Source organism: Acinetobacter sp. 24-47-39, from assembly GCF_056783825.1.
Window position 1 is genome coordinate 200071 of record NZ_JBWYIP010000003.1, and the last position, 14234, is coordinate 214304.

The window sequence follows — 14234 nt, forward strand, 5'->3', positions numbered from 1 at the left end:
AATCATGCCTCCATTTCAACGGTGGCTGCTTCTTTCTTGCTGTTGTGCCAGTCGACTAATTCTTGATAATCAAAGAAAACTGGTGCCTGTTTAGATGTACCCTGCTTAATAGGTCTAGGGAAGGAGGGGTCTCTACGAATAGTGTGACGAAGTGATTCGCGTGTTACGTCAAGTAGCTTACAAGCAGTACTGAATTGAATTCGGATAGGAGTTGCTGGTTGCATAAATATAACCATTTTTGCGTAAACTTGGTTATAAGTATCTTTTTGTTTTTCATATAAAAAAATATAGTAAACATGTGCTAAATATATTTAACATGCTATGTTTACTATATTTTTCAATGTTTACTATATTTTAAGTAATTGATTTTGGGCGACCTTTTTTTTGTGATTCTTCTGTTGCTACTGATCGAATCCAGTTTTTTAAAGTATCAGATGTTCCAGGTAATTCATCTTTACAGTAATCAACCATTATTTTATAAACTTTGTCCGCCATAGTGCCGATACGAATATTTTTATCATTTTTCCATAATGATGAAGCAATAACTCTTGCCATACCTTGCCGATCTTGTGCACGGAGATTAAATAGATCTAGTCCTGTAAGTTTTATATCTCCTGTAAGTTTTTTTAAATCATCGGAGATCTCGTTTAGTTCTTTTTTCTTAGTTAGCAATTCTAATTCTTGTCGTTTAATTTGGTTTTGTGCTTGAATTAATTCTGCTTTTAATCTCTCATTTTCATTTCGTAGAAAGTCATTTTGTTTCTGATAATATTCGAGAGATGTTTCTTCTGTGAACATTGTGCTATCTTTTAATTGATCTTGAATTACTTCTTCCTCTAAATCAATACCCGTTAGATTATTAAACTCAAAGAAGAAATCAAATTTATCCCATACGAAACTACTTAATCTATTATCATTACTGTTAAGTTGTATTTTTCCTTTTGCTATTTCCATCAATAGCAAATCCATTTCAGAGAGTTGATCATTCTGATAACTTTTATACAACGGCATTGGTTTTCCATTAAAATATCTGAATTTATCAACAGGAGTTAATAAGTCTTTAATTTTATTAACTATCAGGAAATCAGCAATTTCAATATCAGATGTTAAATCTGTTTTATTTTTTATAAGTTTAAAAACATTAGATACTGAAATATATTCATCGTTATCTGCCAATAGATTTTTTAACTTTAAACAATTTTTTTTGTTATGAAGATTATTACTACTTACATCGATGAGACTATCCAAATGTTTAGATGTATTCGAAAAACCTGAAAGGTTTAGTAAAATTTTTTTTACTTCATTCTCGTGGAAAATTATTTCATGAGCTTTAAAGATATTCCCTTTGAAATCTTGAATTTCATACAGCCATCTTTTTTCTTGTATATCATCATCTATCTTCGAAGGGAATGCCTTTAGATACTCCTCATTTTGAAGAGGAGGAAGGCTGTCAGTTGGGGGGAGAGACTCAATAATTTTTTCAACATTGAAAAAAACGTCAGAAGAATTAGGATCTGTATAAGCGATATAGTCTATAAAATTTGAAGCTGAGAGATAGCCTTTAAAATTTCTTGACCAACTCTCAGTTTCTATATGGGCAACCGGATCATATTTGCTAATACTATTTTTTTAAACGTTCCTCTTTAATACAAACAATATTTCCTTCAAAGTATATACATGGGTGTAATTCCCCACGTCTGCAATAATCTTTAACTGTATGAATAGTTAGTTTATTCTCTGAAATAGCTATAAGCTCATTTAATGAAAATACTTTTTGCATTTTTGCCTCCCACGGCATACCCAATTAGGAGCCAAGCCAATCGGATGGGTGTCCGACTTTCGGGAGCTAACCTAGGCTTAGCAAACTTTTTGCAATTAGCTATTTAGCTAACTTTGCATATTTGAATTGAATAATTTCCTCACCGAGTAATTGCTTTGTAAATTCATATGGCGATATGTGATCTAAGCTATTTGCCTCTAGATAATCACTCCACCAATTAATCATGGCTTTACGCTCATCTAAATATTCAGCTTGATGTGTATATGCAAGTCTCACTTGATCACGCTCTTGATGACTCATTTGCTTTTCAACAGCTTCCTTTTGAAATAAGGTGCTTTGTACTAAAGCTGAACAAGCCATTCCTCTAAAGCCATGGCCACAGACATCTTTCTGCGTGTCATAGCCTAGCCGTCGTAAAGTATTATTGATAGTGGACTCACTGATAAAACCATTCAAATTTCCACTTTTTGGGAAAATGTTGGGGGACATACCACTATAAATTTTTAACTCCTCGAGAATATTTAAAGCTTGTTTTGAAAGGGGGATTAGGTGTATTTCTCTCATTTTTGCACCACGTTGAGAAAATCTTTCACCTGGTACAGGGGCTCTTTCCGCTGGTATTCTCCAGATTCCTTTTTCTAAATTAATTTCCTCCCATCTTGCAAATCTGAATTCACTCGAACGGGTAAATGTATGTAGTGCAAAACGCATACATAGCTTAGTCAAAGGATGGCCCTGATCAACTTCCAGTCGCTGTAGTAGCTCTGGTAATTTTTCCAAGGGTAACTGAGGATGGTGTTTTGGCTTTTTAGTTTTTACGAAGACATCTTTTAAGAAGTACGCCGTATTAGTTTCAGTGACACCACGTGAAATAGCATATGCATAAATACTAATAAGACGTTGGCGCGTCTTTTTAACGACTTCCGTAAATCCTTTTTTTTCAATGGAGCGTATTACTTGGATTAAATCTTTAGGCTTAATTTCGTCAAATGCCATATTTCCTATTTGACTGAAAACGTACTGGTTTAAGTTTAGAAGAGCTCTTTCTGCGGTGTCCTCACTCCATCTACCAGTAGTTTTATATTCTGTATGCCATTCTCGGGCAATACTTTCAAATGTCACAGCCTTTCCTTTACTGGACCGCTGGTTATTTAGATGTTCAATGGGATCTACGTTGGATGCGATTAATGCTTCAAACTCACGGCGTTTTTCTCTGGCATTTTTTAATGAGAGTGCAGGGTATTGTCCGAGCGTGATGTTGCCTACTTTTCCATTAGTCTTTTTATACTTGTAGCGCCAAACTTTGGTACCGCTTTTTCGGATATACAGAATCAATCCATTCCCATCAAAAAGTGAGTAATCTGAATCACGTGGTTTTGATGATGAGCATTTAGATTCTGAAAGAGGAGCAACAGTTCTTGCCATAGCATTTATACATACATTAACAACCTGTCTGTATATTCATTTGTGTACTTAAAAATTGCAACCATACGGATGATACTACAACTAAATATTGCTATATTTTTACAAAAAATAATTATTTATCATGGTTTTATAACCATATTTTGGCATATTTTTGCATTATCTTTGTGCGCGCTGAGCGCACCATTTCTTTTATGTCTTTCAAACAAAACATAGTCCGTCAAATAAAATATTTTTAGTAAATTTTTATCAAAATTTAGTGCGTAATCTGAATTGTTAATCTGAGTCGATTGAATCGTGAGATGCTCCAATACTGACAAATAACAATATATTTAGTCTCAAAATAAACATAAAAATGCAAAATTTGTCACATAAAATTCACATGGCCTATTTTAAATTTGAATTGCGGAATTGCCGTATAAATCACATAAATTATGAATAATTCAAATAAGAGGCACAACAATGTACGAAGAAAAAGTTTTGATCCAAAATCGAATTTCGTGGGCGAGTATTTTCGCTGGCGTTATTGTTGTATTAGCTATTTCAATTTTACTCTCATTACTTGGCGTTGCATTAGGATTTGCGCTCCTAGATCCACAATCTACCACTGATATTACAAATGGCTCAGGGATAGCACTAGGCGTTTGGACAATTATTTCATTGTTAGTATCGTTGGCTATTGGTGGATTTGTTGCAGGTCACTTGGCTCAAGCTGATGGTGCAATCCATGGCTTTATTGTCTGGTCACTTTCACTGCTGTTAGGTATCTGGTTTGGTGCAATGACCATTAGCGGCGCGGCAAAAATTACTGGTAGTGCGATTAGTTCAGTCAGTAGTGCTGTGGGTAGTGTAGCATCAGGAATTGGTCAAGGTGGCGTTAATTTAACTCAGATCGGAGTTAAAGCTTTTGAGGAATTAGTTCCTTTACCAAAGCTTGAAAATAGTGATGAAAAGATGTCTGAGGCATTACGCAAAACAGGAATCGAGGAATTGCAACCCGAATTCTTAAAAGCGCAGGGTGAATGGGCAAAAGAGCAAATTAAGGTTGCTGCAAAAGAGTTGGTGATTCATCCAGATAACAGTGATGCTATTATTCAAACGTTATCAGAACAATTAAAAACTCGTGCACAATCTGTGACTGCTTCTATTAATAAGAATGAAGTCAGTGCTGCTTTAGCGAAAAATTCATCTCTAACTCCGCAAGAAGCGAATCAAGCTGTCAATAATTTCCTTATACAGCAGGATAAATTCTTTAATGATTTAGAAGCGAATATTCAATCTGCTAAATTGAAATATACTGAACTAAAAGCTCAAGCACGTGAAAAAGCAGCTGATGCGACTAAAGCTGCTGCAAAAGCTGCTTTATGGTCATTCATTGGTTTATTGATTGGATTGATTGTGACGATTTTTGCTGGACGTTTTGGTGTAAATCATTCAAATAATCGTTCACGTCATTTGGCTTAATTCTGAGCTTAAATTTAGAATTAAAACTTTGTTCATATTCGCGAAACTTATTCTTATCTATAAATAAAAAAAATCAATTGTATTTTTTTTATACAGTTGTTGAAAAGTGTTAAAGTCACTTCACATCACATATTGAAAGTATTAAATTAAAACTCACAGTAGGTTGTAAATAAATATTCAACGCTACTGACGAGTTGGACGGATCAATGACAGTTAGTTGAGTTCAGTTGAACAATAAATCTAACACTAGCCTTCCAACATAAAGCCCGCATAAAGCGGGCTTTTTCATATCGGAATTATGCTTTAAACATGACTTCAACATCATATTTTCGAAATTCACTGAGCAGGTCTTGAATGATCGATCCACCCGTTTGTTCTGAAGCATTGAGCAGGACTTCTTTATTTTCAAGGCTATCAAAGCATTCTATGTAATTGATTTGCCATTGATGTTCTTGATCAGCTTGCTCAATGATAATACGACGAGGCTGCAATGAGCCATCTGCTTGACGCGGAATAACATTGGTAATGGCGAGCTGGATTTTCTCCACCTGGTCATGGGCATGCAAGAAGGTGAGAACCCAATTTCCGACTTTTTTAAGATACATAGGATTATCTAAAGGATCAAATTCTAGAATTTGGCTAAGTTTAGACATAAGGCACCTATTTATACCGTTGTTGTATGATCGTATTAATATATTTATGACAAAGATGTTCTACTTCGCCTTAGTCTAATAGCGGATGAGGTGGGCAGTGTTGAATGAATAAAAATAATAAAAAATATTTAATTATCATGTGATTATATTATTTTAATTATTGGTGTAAATTTTAGTTTAATCGTTTAAAAGTATTAAAAAAATAGTTAATTTCTCACTTTGAGGTTTAGGTTCAAAGTGAGAGTCATGAAATATTGCTTAAAGCGTATCAATTAAAGTTTTTTCTAAGGCTTTTTTCAAATAGGGATCCAAGTCTTCTTGTCTTAGTAACCATGAAACATAATCACTTGGAAGATCTACAATGGCTGTCCCACGATGTTTACCGAAGTTAATTGTACGAGGAATACGTGCATCTTCAGATACTTCATAGAGTTCTTCAATGTTTTGAATACCCAAATGATGAATAATGTGCATTAAAATATTTGCAGTCAAAATAATATCTGCGTCAGCTCGATGGGCACCTTTTAACATCTCTCTAGCTTTGCTACTGCCTTTACTAATCATATAAATTAAAGCAGAAATGTTGTGTGCTTCTGCATGAGGCCAAACTAGTCGAGAAAGAGCGAGTGTACAGATGGCTTTAATATGACTTGTTTCAACGCCGCATTGCTGAATAGCTCGAATATCATAATCAATATTATGACCAATAATATACGTCGTTTCTTGAGGTAATTCGAAGGTACCGAAGTTGGGCTGATCTACTAAATCACTTTCAAGAATATGATGTACCGCCATTGCAGCATAGGAAATTTTTTCGTCACCAATACTATATAGTTGGTCAAAGATTTTTTCGCGATCAAGACTTAATTTGCCTTGTTCAATCTGAATAGGAGCATATGCAATTTCTATGGGCAAACCGTTCAATGTATGGGTTTCAGTATCCAAGATAATGGCTTGCATGCAAATGTCCAAGTAAATGATAAAGATGTAATTAATTTAACATTTTCAAATCTGAGCTCACAGTAATAAAGTCAATGAATTGTATAAATTATGCTGAATTGAACAAATTATGGGAATTATTTAGATAAGGTGCTCATTTAAAGAAATTTCGTTTTCTATGATATTAACGCTGCAAGTTTAGACTGTAGGTTGTTAAAAATAATTTTTAAAAATGAATAAATTTAAAAAGAATAGTCTTAATTCAGATATTTGTTTTTAATAGTAATAGAGTGAACACACAAGAATTAATCAAATTTAATTGCAAACTGTTTAAACTTCATTCTCGAAATTTAACAAGTTCATGTTACAATACGCGCCAATCTTAGCACGGCTTAAAAGCCCTACATTAATAGGACCTCGCTAATGTTTGCCAATATCTCTATTGCTGACTTTGATCCAGAATTAGCTCAAGCTATTACGAGTGAAGATGCTCGTCAGGAAGCTCATATTGAGTTAATCGCTTCAGAAAACTATTGCTCTCCAGCAGTAATGGAAGCTCAAGGTTCAAAACTCACTAACAAATATGCAGAAGGCTACCCAGGCAAACGCTACTATGGCGGTTGTGAATATGTAGACGTGATTGAACAATTGGCAATTGACCGTGCTAAAGAACTCTTTGGTGCTGATTACGCGAACGTTCAGCCTCATGCTGGTTCTCAAGCAAACTCTGCAGTTTATCTAGCGCTTCTTAACCCAGGCGATACTGTTTTAGGTATGAGCTTAGCTCACGGTGGTCATTTGACTCACGGTGCTAAAGTTAGCTTCTCTGGTAAAACATATAATGCGATCCAATACGGTTTAAATCCAGAAACGGGTGAAATCGATTACGAAGAAGTAGAACGTTTAGCTGTAGAACACAAGCCACGTATGATTGTCGCTGGTTTCTCTGCTTATAGCCAAATCGTTGATTGGCAGCGTTTCCGTGAAATCGCAGACAAAGTAGGCGCTTATCTATTCGTTGATATGGCTCACGTTGCTGGTCTTGTTGCTGCTGGTGTTTATCCAAGCCCAGTTCAAATTGCTGACGTAACTACAACGACGACTCACAAAACACTTCGTGGTCCACGTTCAGGTTTAATCCTTGCGAAAGCAAACGAAGAGATTGAGAAAAAACTTCAATCTGCTGTATTCCCAGGTAACCAAGGTGGTCCTTTAGTTCATGCTGTAGCGGCTAAAGCAATCTGCTTCAAAGAAGCAATGGCTCCTGAATACAAAGCATATCAACAACAAGTTGTGAAAAACGCGCAAGCAATGGCTGAAGTGTTAATCGAACGCGGTTATGATGTTGTTTCAGGTGGAACTAAAAACCACTTGTTCTTGTTGTCTCTCATCAAACAAGACATTACTGGTAAAGATGCTGATGCTTGGTTAGGTGCGGCTCACATCACTGTGAACAAAAACTCTGTGCCAAACGATCCACGTTCTCCATTCGTAACTTCTGGTATCCGTATCGGTACTCCAGCTGTAACAACTCGTGGTTTCGGTGAAGCAGAAGTACGTGAACTTGCAGGTTGGATCGCGGATATCTTAGATTCTAAAGGTGATGAAACTGTCATTAACGCTGTGAAAGCTAAAGTTGAGACTGTATGCGCTAAATTCCCAGTTTACGCAAAATAATCTTCGACTTGAGAAAAGCCCCCTCAAGGGGGCTTTTTTATTGAATGTTGAAATGTCAAATCTGTCATTTTTAGATAGTTCTGATATAACTGATGTATCTATTAATTATTCAATTGTCGTTATACATTTGAATTGGAGCAGAAAATGAGCCATCCAAATATTACTATTTCTGAACAGGATTTAAATCGTTTAGAAACCATGTTGGAACATCAGAAGCAGGTAACTCCAACGATGGAGCATTTAGAAAATGAGTTGGCTCGTGCTGAAGTCGTACAGCCTAAAGATATCCCTGCCAATGTAGTGACGATGAATGCTAGAGTACTGATAACGGTTGCACCGTCCACTGAATCTACAGAGATTGTGCTGGTATATCCCCATGACTTTAAAGGTGAAAAGGGGCAGGTTAATGTGATTGCACCTATTGGTGCAGCAATCCTAGGTTTGGCTGAAGGACAAGAAATTGAATGGCCTCAGCCTGATGGGCAAACAATGAAAGTGAAAATTGATAAAGTGCTCTATCAGCCTGAACGTGAGGGTATATATCTTTAACTAAAAAATAAAGCCTCTTGTGGAGGCTTTAAAGTTTATTATTTCATCGTGGTTTGTTGCATATATTTATTTAAATAAGTTTCGCGTATTTCTTTGCGCTGCTCGGCAGTCGTCGCGTTCATCATTTTTTTACGCAAATCATTTCGTTCACTTGAGCTCATCTGTTGCCAAGTTTCGCGCATTTGTATTTTTTCTTGTTCAGGCAGTTTAGTAAACCAATCCATTCTTTGTTGTAGAACAACACTTTGCTCTTCAGGAATTTCTTTCAAATTTTGATAGCGTTTAATCAGTGCTTTTTGTTCATCTTCAGAAAGCGATTCCCAAGATTCATTAAGTTCAGAATTATTGTCTTTCGAGAAGATCCAAAAACGTTCATAGCCTGCAAAACTGGTTTGTAAAAAACCTAATGTGCAGAGTGCAATCGCTAAGCCTTTAGCTGCCATGAGCTGATTTATCCTCACCAAAAACAGATAACATTTCTAGATCTTCCATCATTTGCGGAGAAAGTTTAGGGGTGACAATCACTTGTTGTGGGCTTGGAGCTTCTTCCAAATCAAACGCATTTGGAAGTACCACAAATCCTGTGATCGCGGCTGCTAATGCAAAACCAGTAACTTTCCAAGTCATCAACTGAGAAAATAAGGGTTTGTCTTTAATCTCATCAAGTACATGCTCCATCACGACCGCTTTATTGCGATGTTGTGATGCCAGTACATTCAATTTTTCAGTCACTTGTTTCGTAAATTCATCATGATTCATCCGATGATCCCCCGTCATTTGGGTTTAAGTGAGACAAAGCAGATCTTAAGCCCTGTATAGCTCGATGGTAATGGGTCTTTACACTGCCTTCTGAACAATTCATGATTTCGGCTGTGGTTTGTGTATCAAACCCTTCCCATGCTCTCAACATAAATGCTTGTTGTTGGCGAACAGGTAACTTAGAAATTGCATTTTGAATCTCCTCAACAGCCATCTCTTGTGCAAGAAATTGCAGCGGATTAGGTGTTGATTCATCCACAATATTGATGGTTTCGTCATCATCTTCATCGTGGTTATTTTTTTTAAATAACGTGAATGGAAAAGCCCGTCGAGATTCTTTACGACGCCAATCCTGAAGTTTGTTATTTAAAATGGTATAGAAAAGGGGATACCACTCTGCAGTGGATTTATCAGCATATGATTTATGCAAGGATATAAAAGCTTCTTGGACTAAATCCATGGCAATGCCATTGTGTCCTTGAGTTGCACTTTCCATCATCACCAATGCACGCCCAGTGACGTCTTGCATAAAATATTTAAGACGTTGTTCTGCCGTATTCAAAAGAACACTCGAATCTTCAGGCTTGACTTTTTTTGGTGCTAAATCCATAGAGATGGAAAATCCCGTCATTGGGTACCCACCATTATTTTCTAATCGTTACTTATATAACGTCAAAACATAATGGTAGGTTGACAATCTAAGCAACTATTTTTTAGCAGTTTAATAGATTTTTTTATTTTCAGTGACTTCGTTAATATATTTTAACGAATCATATCCGTTGGCGTACCATTTCAAAGAAACAAATCGATCCGGCAACTGCAACGTTTAATGATTCTTGACCACCCGGTTGGGGAATGGTAATTGCTGAAGCATGCGCTAGGGCATATTCCGAAACGCCTTGGCCTTCATTGCCCAGTACCCATACGCAAGCTTGAGTTAAGTCTTTTGCATATAAACTTTCTGATTCATGTGAGCTCGTGACATACACGGGAATTTTGAATTGAGACAGCACATCTTCAAGCGCAACGTTTTCATAGGTTTTTAATGAAAAGTGCGCACCCATTCCTGCTCGTAATACGCGAGGAGACCACAAAGATGCTGAACCTTTGGTGCAAACAATTTGTTCAATACCTGCAGCCGCAGCTGAACGAAGTAATGTACCTACATTGCCTGGATCTTGAACATTTTCAAGAATTAAAGTGTCTTGAGTATAATCTAGAGCATCACGTTGAGTTGGTAAATCTACAATCGCTAAACATGCTAAGGTGGTTCCTAGCGTGCTAATGTCTTTATAGAGTGATTCACTAATAACAAACACTGAACCTGTATAGTGTTGTGCGATTTCGTCAAAATCGGCGTGTTCCATTGCTTTTTCAGTGGTAAAAATCGAATTCAATTTACGATTTTTTTCTAACCAAGCTAAGCACAAATGTGTGCCTTCTAGAACAGTTTGGCCTTGCTTTTTACGGTAACTATTTTGATCAATTAAACCACGTAAATGTTTAATTTTCGGGTTGTCTTTAGATTCTAAAAAGATAATGGCCATTCAGTTTGACTTCCATGAGAGCCTAAATCAATAGGCTCTCAATTGTAAGATTATTGATGATAAGCAGTAACAAGCTCAACTTCATTTTTTGAACCAATAACGACTGGTACACGTTGGTGAAGTTCAGTCGGTTGGATTTCCATAATACGCACGCGACCTGTTGTCGAAGCACCACCTGCTTGTTCCATGAGCATACTCATTGGATTTGCTTCATACATAAGACGTAGACGACCTGCTTTCTTAGGATCTTTGGTATCGTAAGGGTATAAGAAGATCCCACTACGGCAAAGAATACGGTGGATATCACCAACCATGCAGGCAACCCAACGCATATTAAAGTCTTTTTCACGTACAGATGTTTTACCCGCTTGTAGCTCACCAATATAGCGTTGAACAGGTTCTTCCCAATGACGTTGGTTTGAAGCATTAATGGCGTATTCTTTTGTATCGGCATCCACTTGGATATTTTCAGTCGTCAACAGGAATGTTTTTGACTCTGGATCAAATGTAAAGAAAACAGTACCTGCACCAACGGTTAATGCCATCATAGTTGATGGGCCATATAACACATAACCAGCTGCGACTTGTTCAGTGCCTGCTTGAAGGAAATCTTCTGCTTGTGTCACTGAATTTTTGGCAGGTAGGATAGAGAAGATGGTGCCAACACACATATTGATATCGATATTACTTGAGCCATCTAGTGGGTCAAATAAAACTAAATACTTACCGTTCTCTTGTGCTGGTGTAAACTCATCGAGTTCTTCAGAAGCTAAACCGCCTACATTTGCGTTGTTTTTTAGCGCATCAATTAAATAGTCATTTGAAATAACATCTAATTTTTTTTGCGCTTCACCTTGTACGTTTTCATTACCAGCACTACCTAATACACCCGCTAAGGCACCCTTTTGCAATGCTGAATCGATGGTTTTACACGTTTCAGCAATTGTTTCAATCACATTAGAGAGTTCAGGCGTTAGATTTCCTTGTTGCTGTGCAAGATATTGTGACAAGGTGAGGTATGACATTACAAGGACGCTCCTAAAAGCTTTAAAAGAATAAAATTTGGATCTCGGGCTATTTTAGATGAGTTCAGTGCAAAATAGAAATTATCCTGCGTTATTTGTGGTGATTTTGCACTTGCCAGAGTTTTAGAACATGGTATGTTGATAGGAGGATGATTTTAAAAGGAGCTTTAAAATGAGCATTCAAAAGTTTGAAGCAACTCCAACGCCAGGTGAGGCAATCGACTTAAACCAAATTAGTTCAGAGAGTTCCAAGGAAGCATGGAAACAGTACGAGGCTAAACCTGAATATAAAGAGTTTAATAAGCATGACATGATTGAGTCTATGCAAGTGCCCATGCCAGACTCGCAAAGGTCTTAAACCTGATATAAAAAAAGCGCTCGAATTGAGCGCTTTTTTTGCATTCATTAGCGAAGAAGTGGTGGCACTGCTTCATAATTGAGTTCTACACGACGGTTTTCTTTCCATGCAGCTTCATTGTTACCTGTATTAATTGGCATTTCTTTACCATAACTCACAGCTTCGAGTTGGTTTGGATTTACACCATTTGTAACCAAATAACTTTCAACTGCTTTGGCGCGTCGCTCACCCAAAGCCATATTATATTCACGCGTTCCACGTTCATCGGTATGACCAGTTAATGCGATTTTAGAGTTTGCATTTGCCAATAAAAATTGTGCATGTGCTTGGAGGGTTTGATAGTCCTCAGTAGATAGCTCACTGCTGTCATAATCAAAGTGAACAACACGTTTAGCCAAGAAAGCTTTATTGGCTTCAGTTACCCCTTTAGCAGAAGCACCCGTTAAGTTTTGAGCATTTAATGCTGCATCTTCACTGAGACCAGTCGTATTTACAGAGGTTGACGTTGATGGCGGTGTCATCGTAGTGGTATCTGTAGTCGCTGGTTTACGGCTTGCGCAACCCGTCATTACTAAACTAACAGCAATGAGTGGAAGAGCAAACGTTTTAATCGCGTTCATGTTCATCTCCTTGAAAGATTAAATTCGATTATTTGGGTGCCCAAGCAGGTTCACGAACTTCACCTTGTTCGCTAGGTAGGTTCATGCGGAAGCGACCGTCTGTAGACATAATCGATAACAATCCACGGCTGCCTTCACGTGTCGCATACACGACCATTTGACCATTTGGTGAAAAGCTTGGTGATTCATCTAAACTGGTTGGCGTTAAAATGTTCGTGATTCCAGTTGAGATTTCTTGAATTGCTACCTTATAGTTGCTGCCTGAAGGGCGATGTACTAAAGCAACATATTTACCATCGGCACTTAAACTTCCACGTGCGTTGAATGCTCCGCGGAAAGTCAAACGTTTTGTTGAACCATCGGCAAATGTGTAATGATAGATCTGTGCTGAACCACCACGGTCTGAGGTAAAGATAAAACCTTTACCATCTGGGGTATAGCGAGCTTCTGTATCAATTGCTGTATTATTTGTCATACGCTTCACTTGGCGCGTATTTAAATCCATTTGATAAATTTCAGGGTTGTCATGCATTGAAGCAGTGAACAACATGCTTTTACCATCAGGGGAAAAACTTGGCGCACCGTTTAAGCCACGGAAGCCAGCTAATTTTTCACGTTGTCCAGTCGCTAAATCTTGAACATAGATGGCTGGACGTTTGGTTTCGAATGAAACATAAGCGATTTTTTTGCCATCAGGCGTCCAAGCAGGGGATAAAATTGGATCGCGTGAACTCAATACAGTGCGTGGTTGTTCGCCGTCCGTATCTGCGATTTGTAAAGTGTAGCGATTATCAGGAGTCGCAGGATTTCGCAAAACATAAGCGATGCGACCACTAAAGTCACCAGGAATACCTGTTAATGCTTGGTAAATCGCATCACTGATCATATGTGCTGCAGATCGAATGCGCGATGGTGGTACAGTTAATAGTTCATTGAGCAAATATTGTTGTTTTTGGACATCATAGAGTTGGTAATGAACAGCCAGTGAACCATCAGGATTAGTTTTAACTTCACCATTCACAACATAAGGTACGCCTGCAGATTGCCAAGCAGCACCATTGGCTTGATTGATGGTTGCTGTTGCAGGTAAATTTTTAGATGAACTGGTAAAGCGACCTGAACGGTTTAAATCTTGCTCTACAACAGGGTATAAGCGTTGATCACCTAGGAATGGCACGATAGCAATTTTTGGTGCTTCTTCAGGTGCTTTAGCAATTTCAAGATGAAGCTGTGCATAAGAGGTCGTAATGAGAGCAGGGCTAAATGCTACCAAAATTGCTAAACCGAGAAGATGTTTTGAGATCATTTTCATGAGAAGTCACGTACTCAAGATACTAATTTTTCGAATATTCTAGCTTTTTAGCATATAGCTCCGTACCGAATCTATATAAAGCGTGTAATTATCCGCAATTCATGAAAAAACCTTTCGACGAATCGAAAG

The 14234-nt window shown here is 37.5% G+C and carries 17 protein-coding genes; 4 read left to right on the plus strand and 13 right to left on the minus strand.

Annotated features, from left to right (window positions below; translation table 11 throughout):
* Positions 1 to 2: 2 nt before the first annotated feature.
* The 4 genes from AC1M9C_RS04945 to AC1M9C_RS04960 all read right to left on the minus strand — a co-directional run bounded on the left by AC1M9C_RS04945 (position 3) and on the right by AC1M9C_RS04960 (position 3205).
* Positions 3 to 224: a transcriptional regulator gene (locus AC1M9C_RS04945; RefSeq protein WP_481953307.1), complete on the minus strand. Its 222-nt coding sequence runs from the start codon at positions 222 to 224 to the stop codon at positions 3 to 5.
* Positions 225 to 354: 130 nt separating this feature from the next.
* Positions 355 to 1176: a hypothetical protein gene (locus AC1M9C_RS04950; protein ID WP_481953308.1), complete on the minus strand. Its 822-nt coding sequence runs from the start codon at positions 1174 to 1176 to the stop codon at positions 355 to 357.
* Positions 1177 to 1621: 445 nt separating this feature from the next.
* Positions 1622 to 1780 carry a hypothetical protein gene (locus AC1M9C_RS04955; RefSeq protein ID WP_481953309.1) on the minus strand — a complete coding sequence of 53 codons (159 nt, stop codon included), beginning with the start codon at positions 1778 to 1780 and terminating at the stop codon, positions 1622 to 1624.
* Positions 1781 to 1879: 99 nt separating this feature from the next.
* A complete protein-coding gene (locus AC1M9C_RS04960; RefSeq protein ID WP_481953310.1) occupies positions 1880 to 3205 on the minus strand; it encodes a tyrosine-type recombinase/integrase in 1326 nt (441 codons plus the stop codon).
* Between the two features lie 459 nt (positions 3206 to 3664).
* Here AC1M9C_RS04960 and AC1M9C_RS04965 point away from each other — a divergent pair, with 459 nt between their 5' ends.
* Complete coding sequence (locus AC1M9C_RS04965; protein WP_481953311.1) at positions 3665 to 4666, plus strand: hypothetical protein; 1002 nt, start codon at positions 3665 to 3667, stop codon at positions 4664 to 4666.
* 296 nt (positions 4667 to 4962) lie between these two features.
* Here AC1M9C_RS04965 and AC1M9C_RS04970 read toward each other — a convergent pair whose 3' ends face one another.
* The gene (locus tag AC1M9C_RS04970; protein WP_481953312.1) at positions 4963 to 5319 is read right to left on the minus strand and encodes a hypothetical protein; all 357 of its coding nucleotides are present in this window, start codon (positions 5317 to 5319) and stop codon (positions 4963 to 4965) included.
* 258 nt (positions 5320 to 5577) lie between these two features.
* Positions 5578 to 6279, minus strand: a complete 702-nt coding sequence (locus AC1M9C_RS04975; RefSeq protein WP_481953313.1) for a putative quorum-sensing-regulated virulence factor — start codon at positions 6277 to 6279, stop codon at positions 5578 to 5580.
* Between the two features lie 402 nt (positions 6280 to 6681).
* Between AC1M9C_RS04975 and glyA the strand changes: the two genes are divergently transcribed.
* Positions 6682 to 7935 carry a serine hydroxymethyltransferase gene (gene glyA / locus AC1M9C_RS04980; protein ID WP_035265704.1) on the plus strand — a complete coding sequence of 418 codons (1254 nt, stop codon included), beginning with the start codon at positions 6682 to 6684 and terminating at the stop codon, positions 7933 to 7935.
* A gap of 144 nt (positions 7936 to 8079) precedes the next feature.
* Complete coding sequence (gene rnk, locus AC1M9C_RS04985) at positions 8080 to 8484, plus strand: nucleoside diphosphate kinase regulator (protein WP_481953314.1); 405 nt, start codon at positions 8080 to 8082, stop codon at positions 8482 to 8484.
* Between the two features lie 38 nt (positions 8485 to 8522).
* Here rnk and AC1M9C_RS04990 read toward each other — a convergent pair whose 3' ends face one another.
* The 5 genes from AC1M9C_RS04990 to AC1M9C_RS05010 all read right to left on the minus strand — a co-directional run bounded on the left by AC1M9C_RS04990 (position 8523) and on the right by AC1M9C_RS05010 (position 11815).
* Complete coding sequence (locus AC1M9C_RS04990; protein ID WP_481588469.1) at positions 8523 to 8927, minus strand: DUF3106 domain-containing protein; 405 nt, start codon at positions 8925 to 8927, stop codon at positions 8523 to 8525.
* Complete coding sequence (locus tag AC1M9C_RS04995; RefSeq protein ID WP_092766070.1) at positions 8917 to 9243, minus strand: hypothetical protein; 327 nt, start codon at positions 9241 to 9243, stop codon at positions 8917 to 8919. Before AC1M9C_RS04995 ends, AC1M9C_RS04990 begins: the two co-directional genes overlap by 11 nt.
* A complete protein-coding gene (locus AC1M9C_RS05000; protein WP_035265710.1) occupies positions 9233 to 9853 on the minus strand; it encodes an RNA polymerase sigma factor in 621 nt (206 codons plus the stop codon). Before AC1M9C_RS05000 ends, AC1M9C_RS04995 begins: the two co-directional genes overlap by 11 nt.
* 160 nt (positions 9854 to 10013) lie before the next feature.
* Positions 10014 to 10790: a TrmH family RNA methyltransferase gene (locus tag AC1M9C_RS05005; RefSeq protein WP_035265712.1), complete on the minus strand. Its 777-nt coding sequence runs from the start codon at positions 10788 to 10790 to the stop codon at positions 10014 to 10016.
* 50 nt (positions 10791 to 10840) lie between these two features.
* Positions 10841 to 11815, minus strand: coding sequence for a class 1 fructose-bisphosphatase (locus AC1M9C_RS05010; RefSeq protein ID WP_035265714.1), 975 nt, complete (start codon positions 11813 to 11815; stop codon positions 10841 to 10843).
* 172 nt (positions 11816 to 11987) lie between these two features.
* On the opposite strand from AC1M9C_RS05010, the gene AC1M9C_RS05015 reads away from it, so the two are divergent.
* Positions 11988 to 12173, plus strand: coding sequence for an NF038105 family protein (locus AC1M9C_RS05015; protein WP_481953315.1), 186 nt, complete (start codon positions 11988 to 11990; stop codon positions 12171 to 12173).
* A gap of 47 nt (positions 12174 to 12220) precedes the next feature.
* On the opposite strand, the gene pal is transcribed toward AC1M9C_RS05015, so the two are convergent.
* Positions 12221 to 12793, minus strand: a complete 573-nt coding sequence (gene pal / locus AC1M9C_RS05020) for a peptidoglycan-associated lipoprotein Pal (protein WP_035265718.1) — start codon at positions 12791 to 12793, stop codon at positions 12221 to 12223.
* 28 nt (positions 12794 to 12821) lie between these two features.
* The gene (gene tolB, locus AC1M9C_RS05025; protein ID WP_035265720.1) at positions 12822 to 14105 is read right to left on the minus strand and encodes a Tol-Pal system beta propeller repeat protein TolB; all 1284 of its coding nucleotides are present in this window, start codon (positions 14103 to 14105) and stop codon (positions 12822 to 12824) included.
* Between the last annotated feature and the right edge of the window lie 129 nt (positions 14106 to 14234).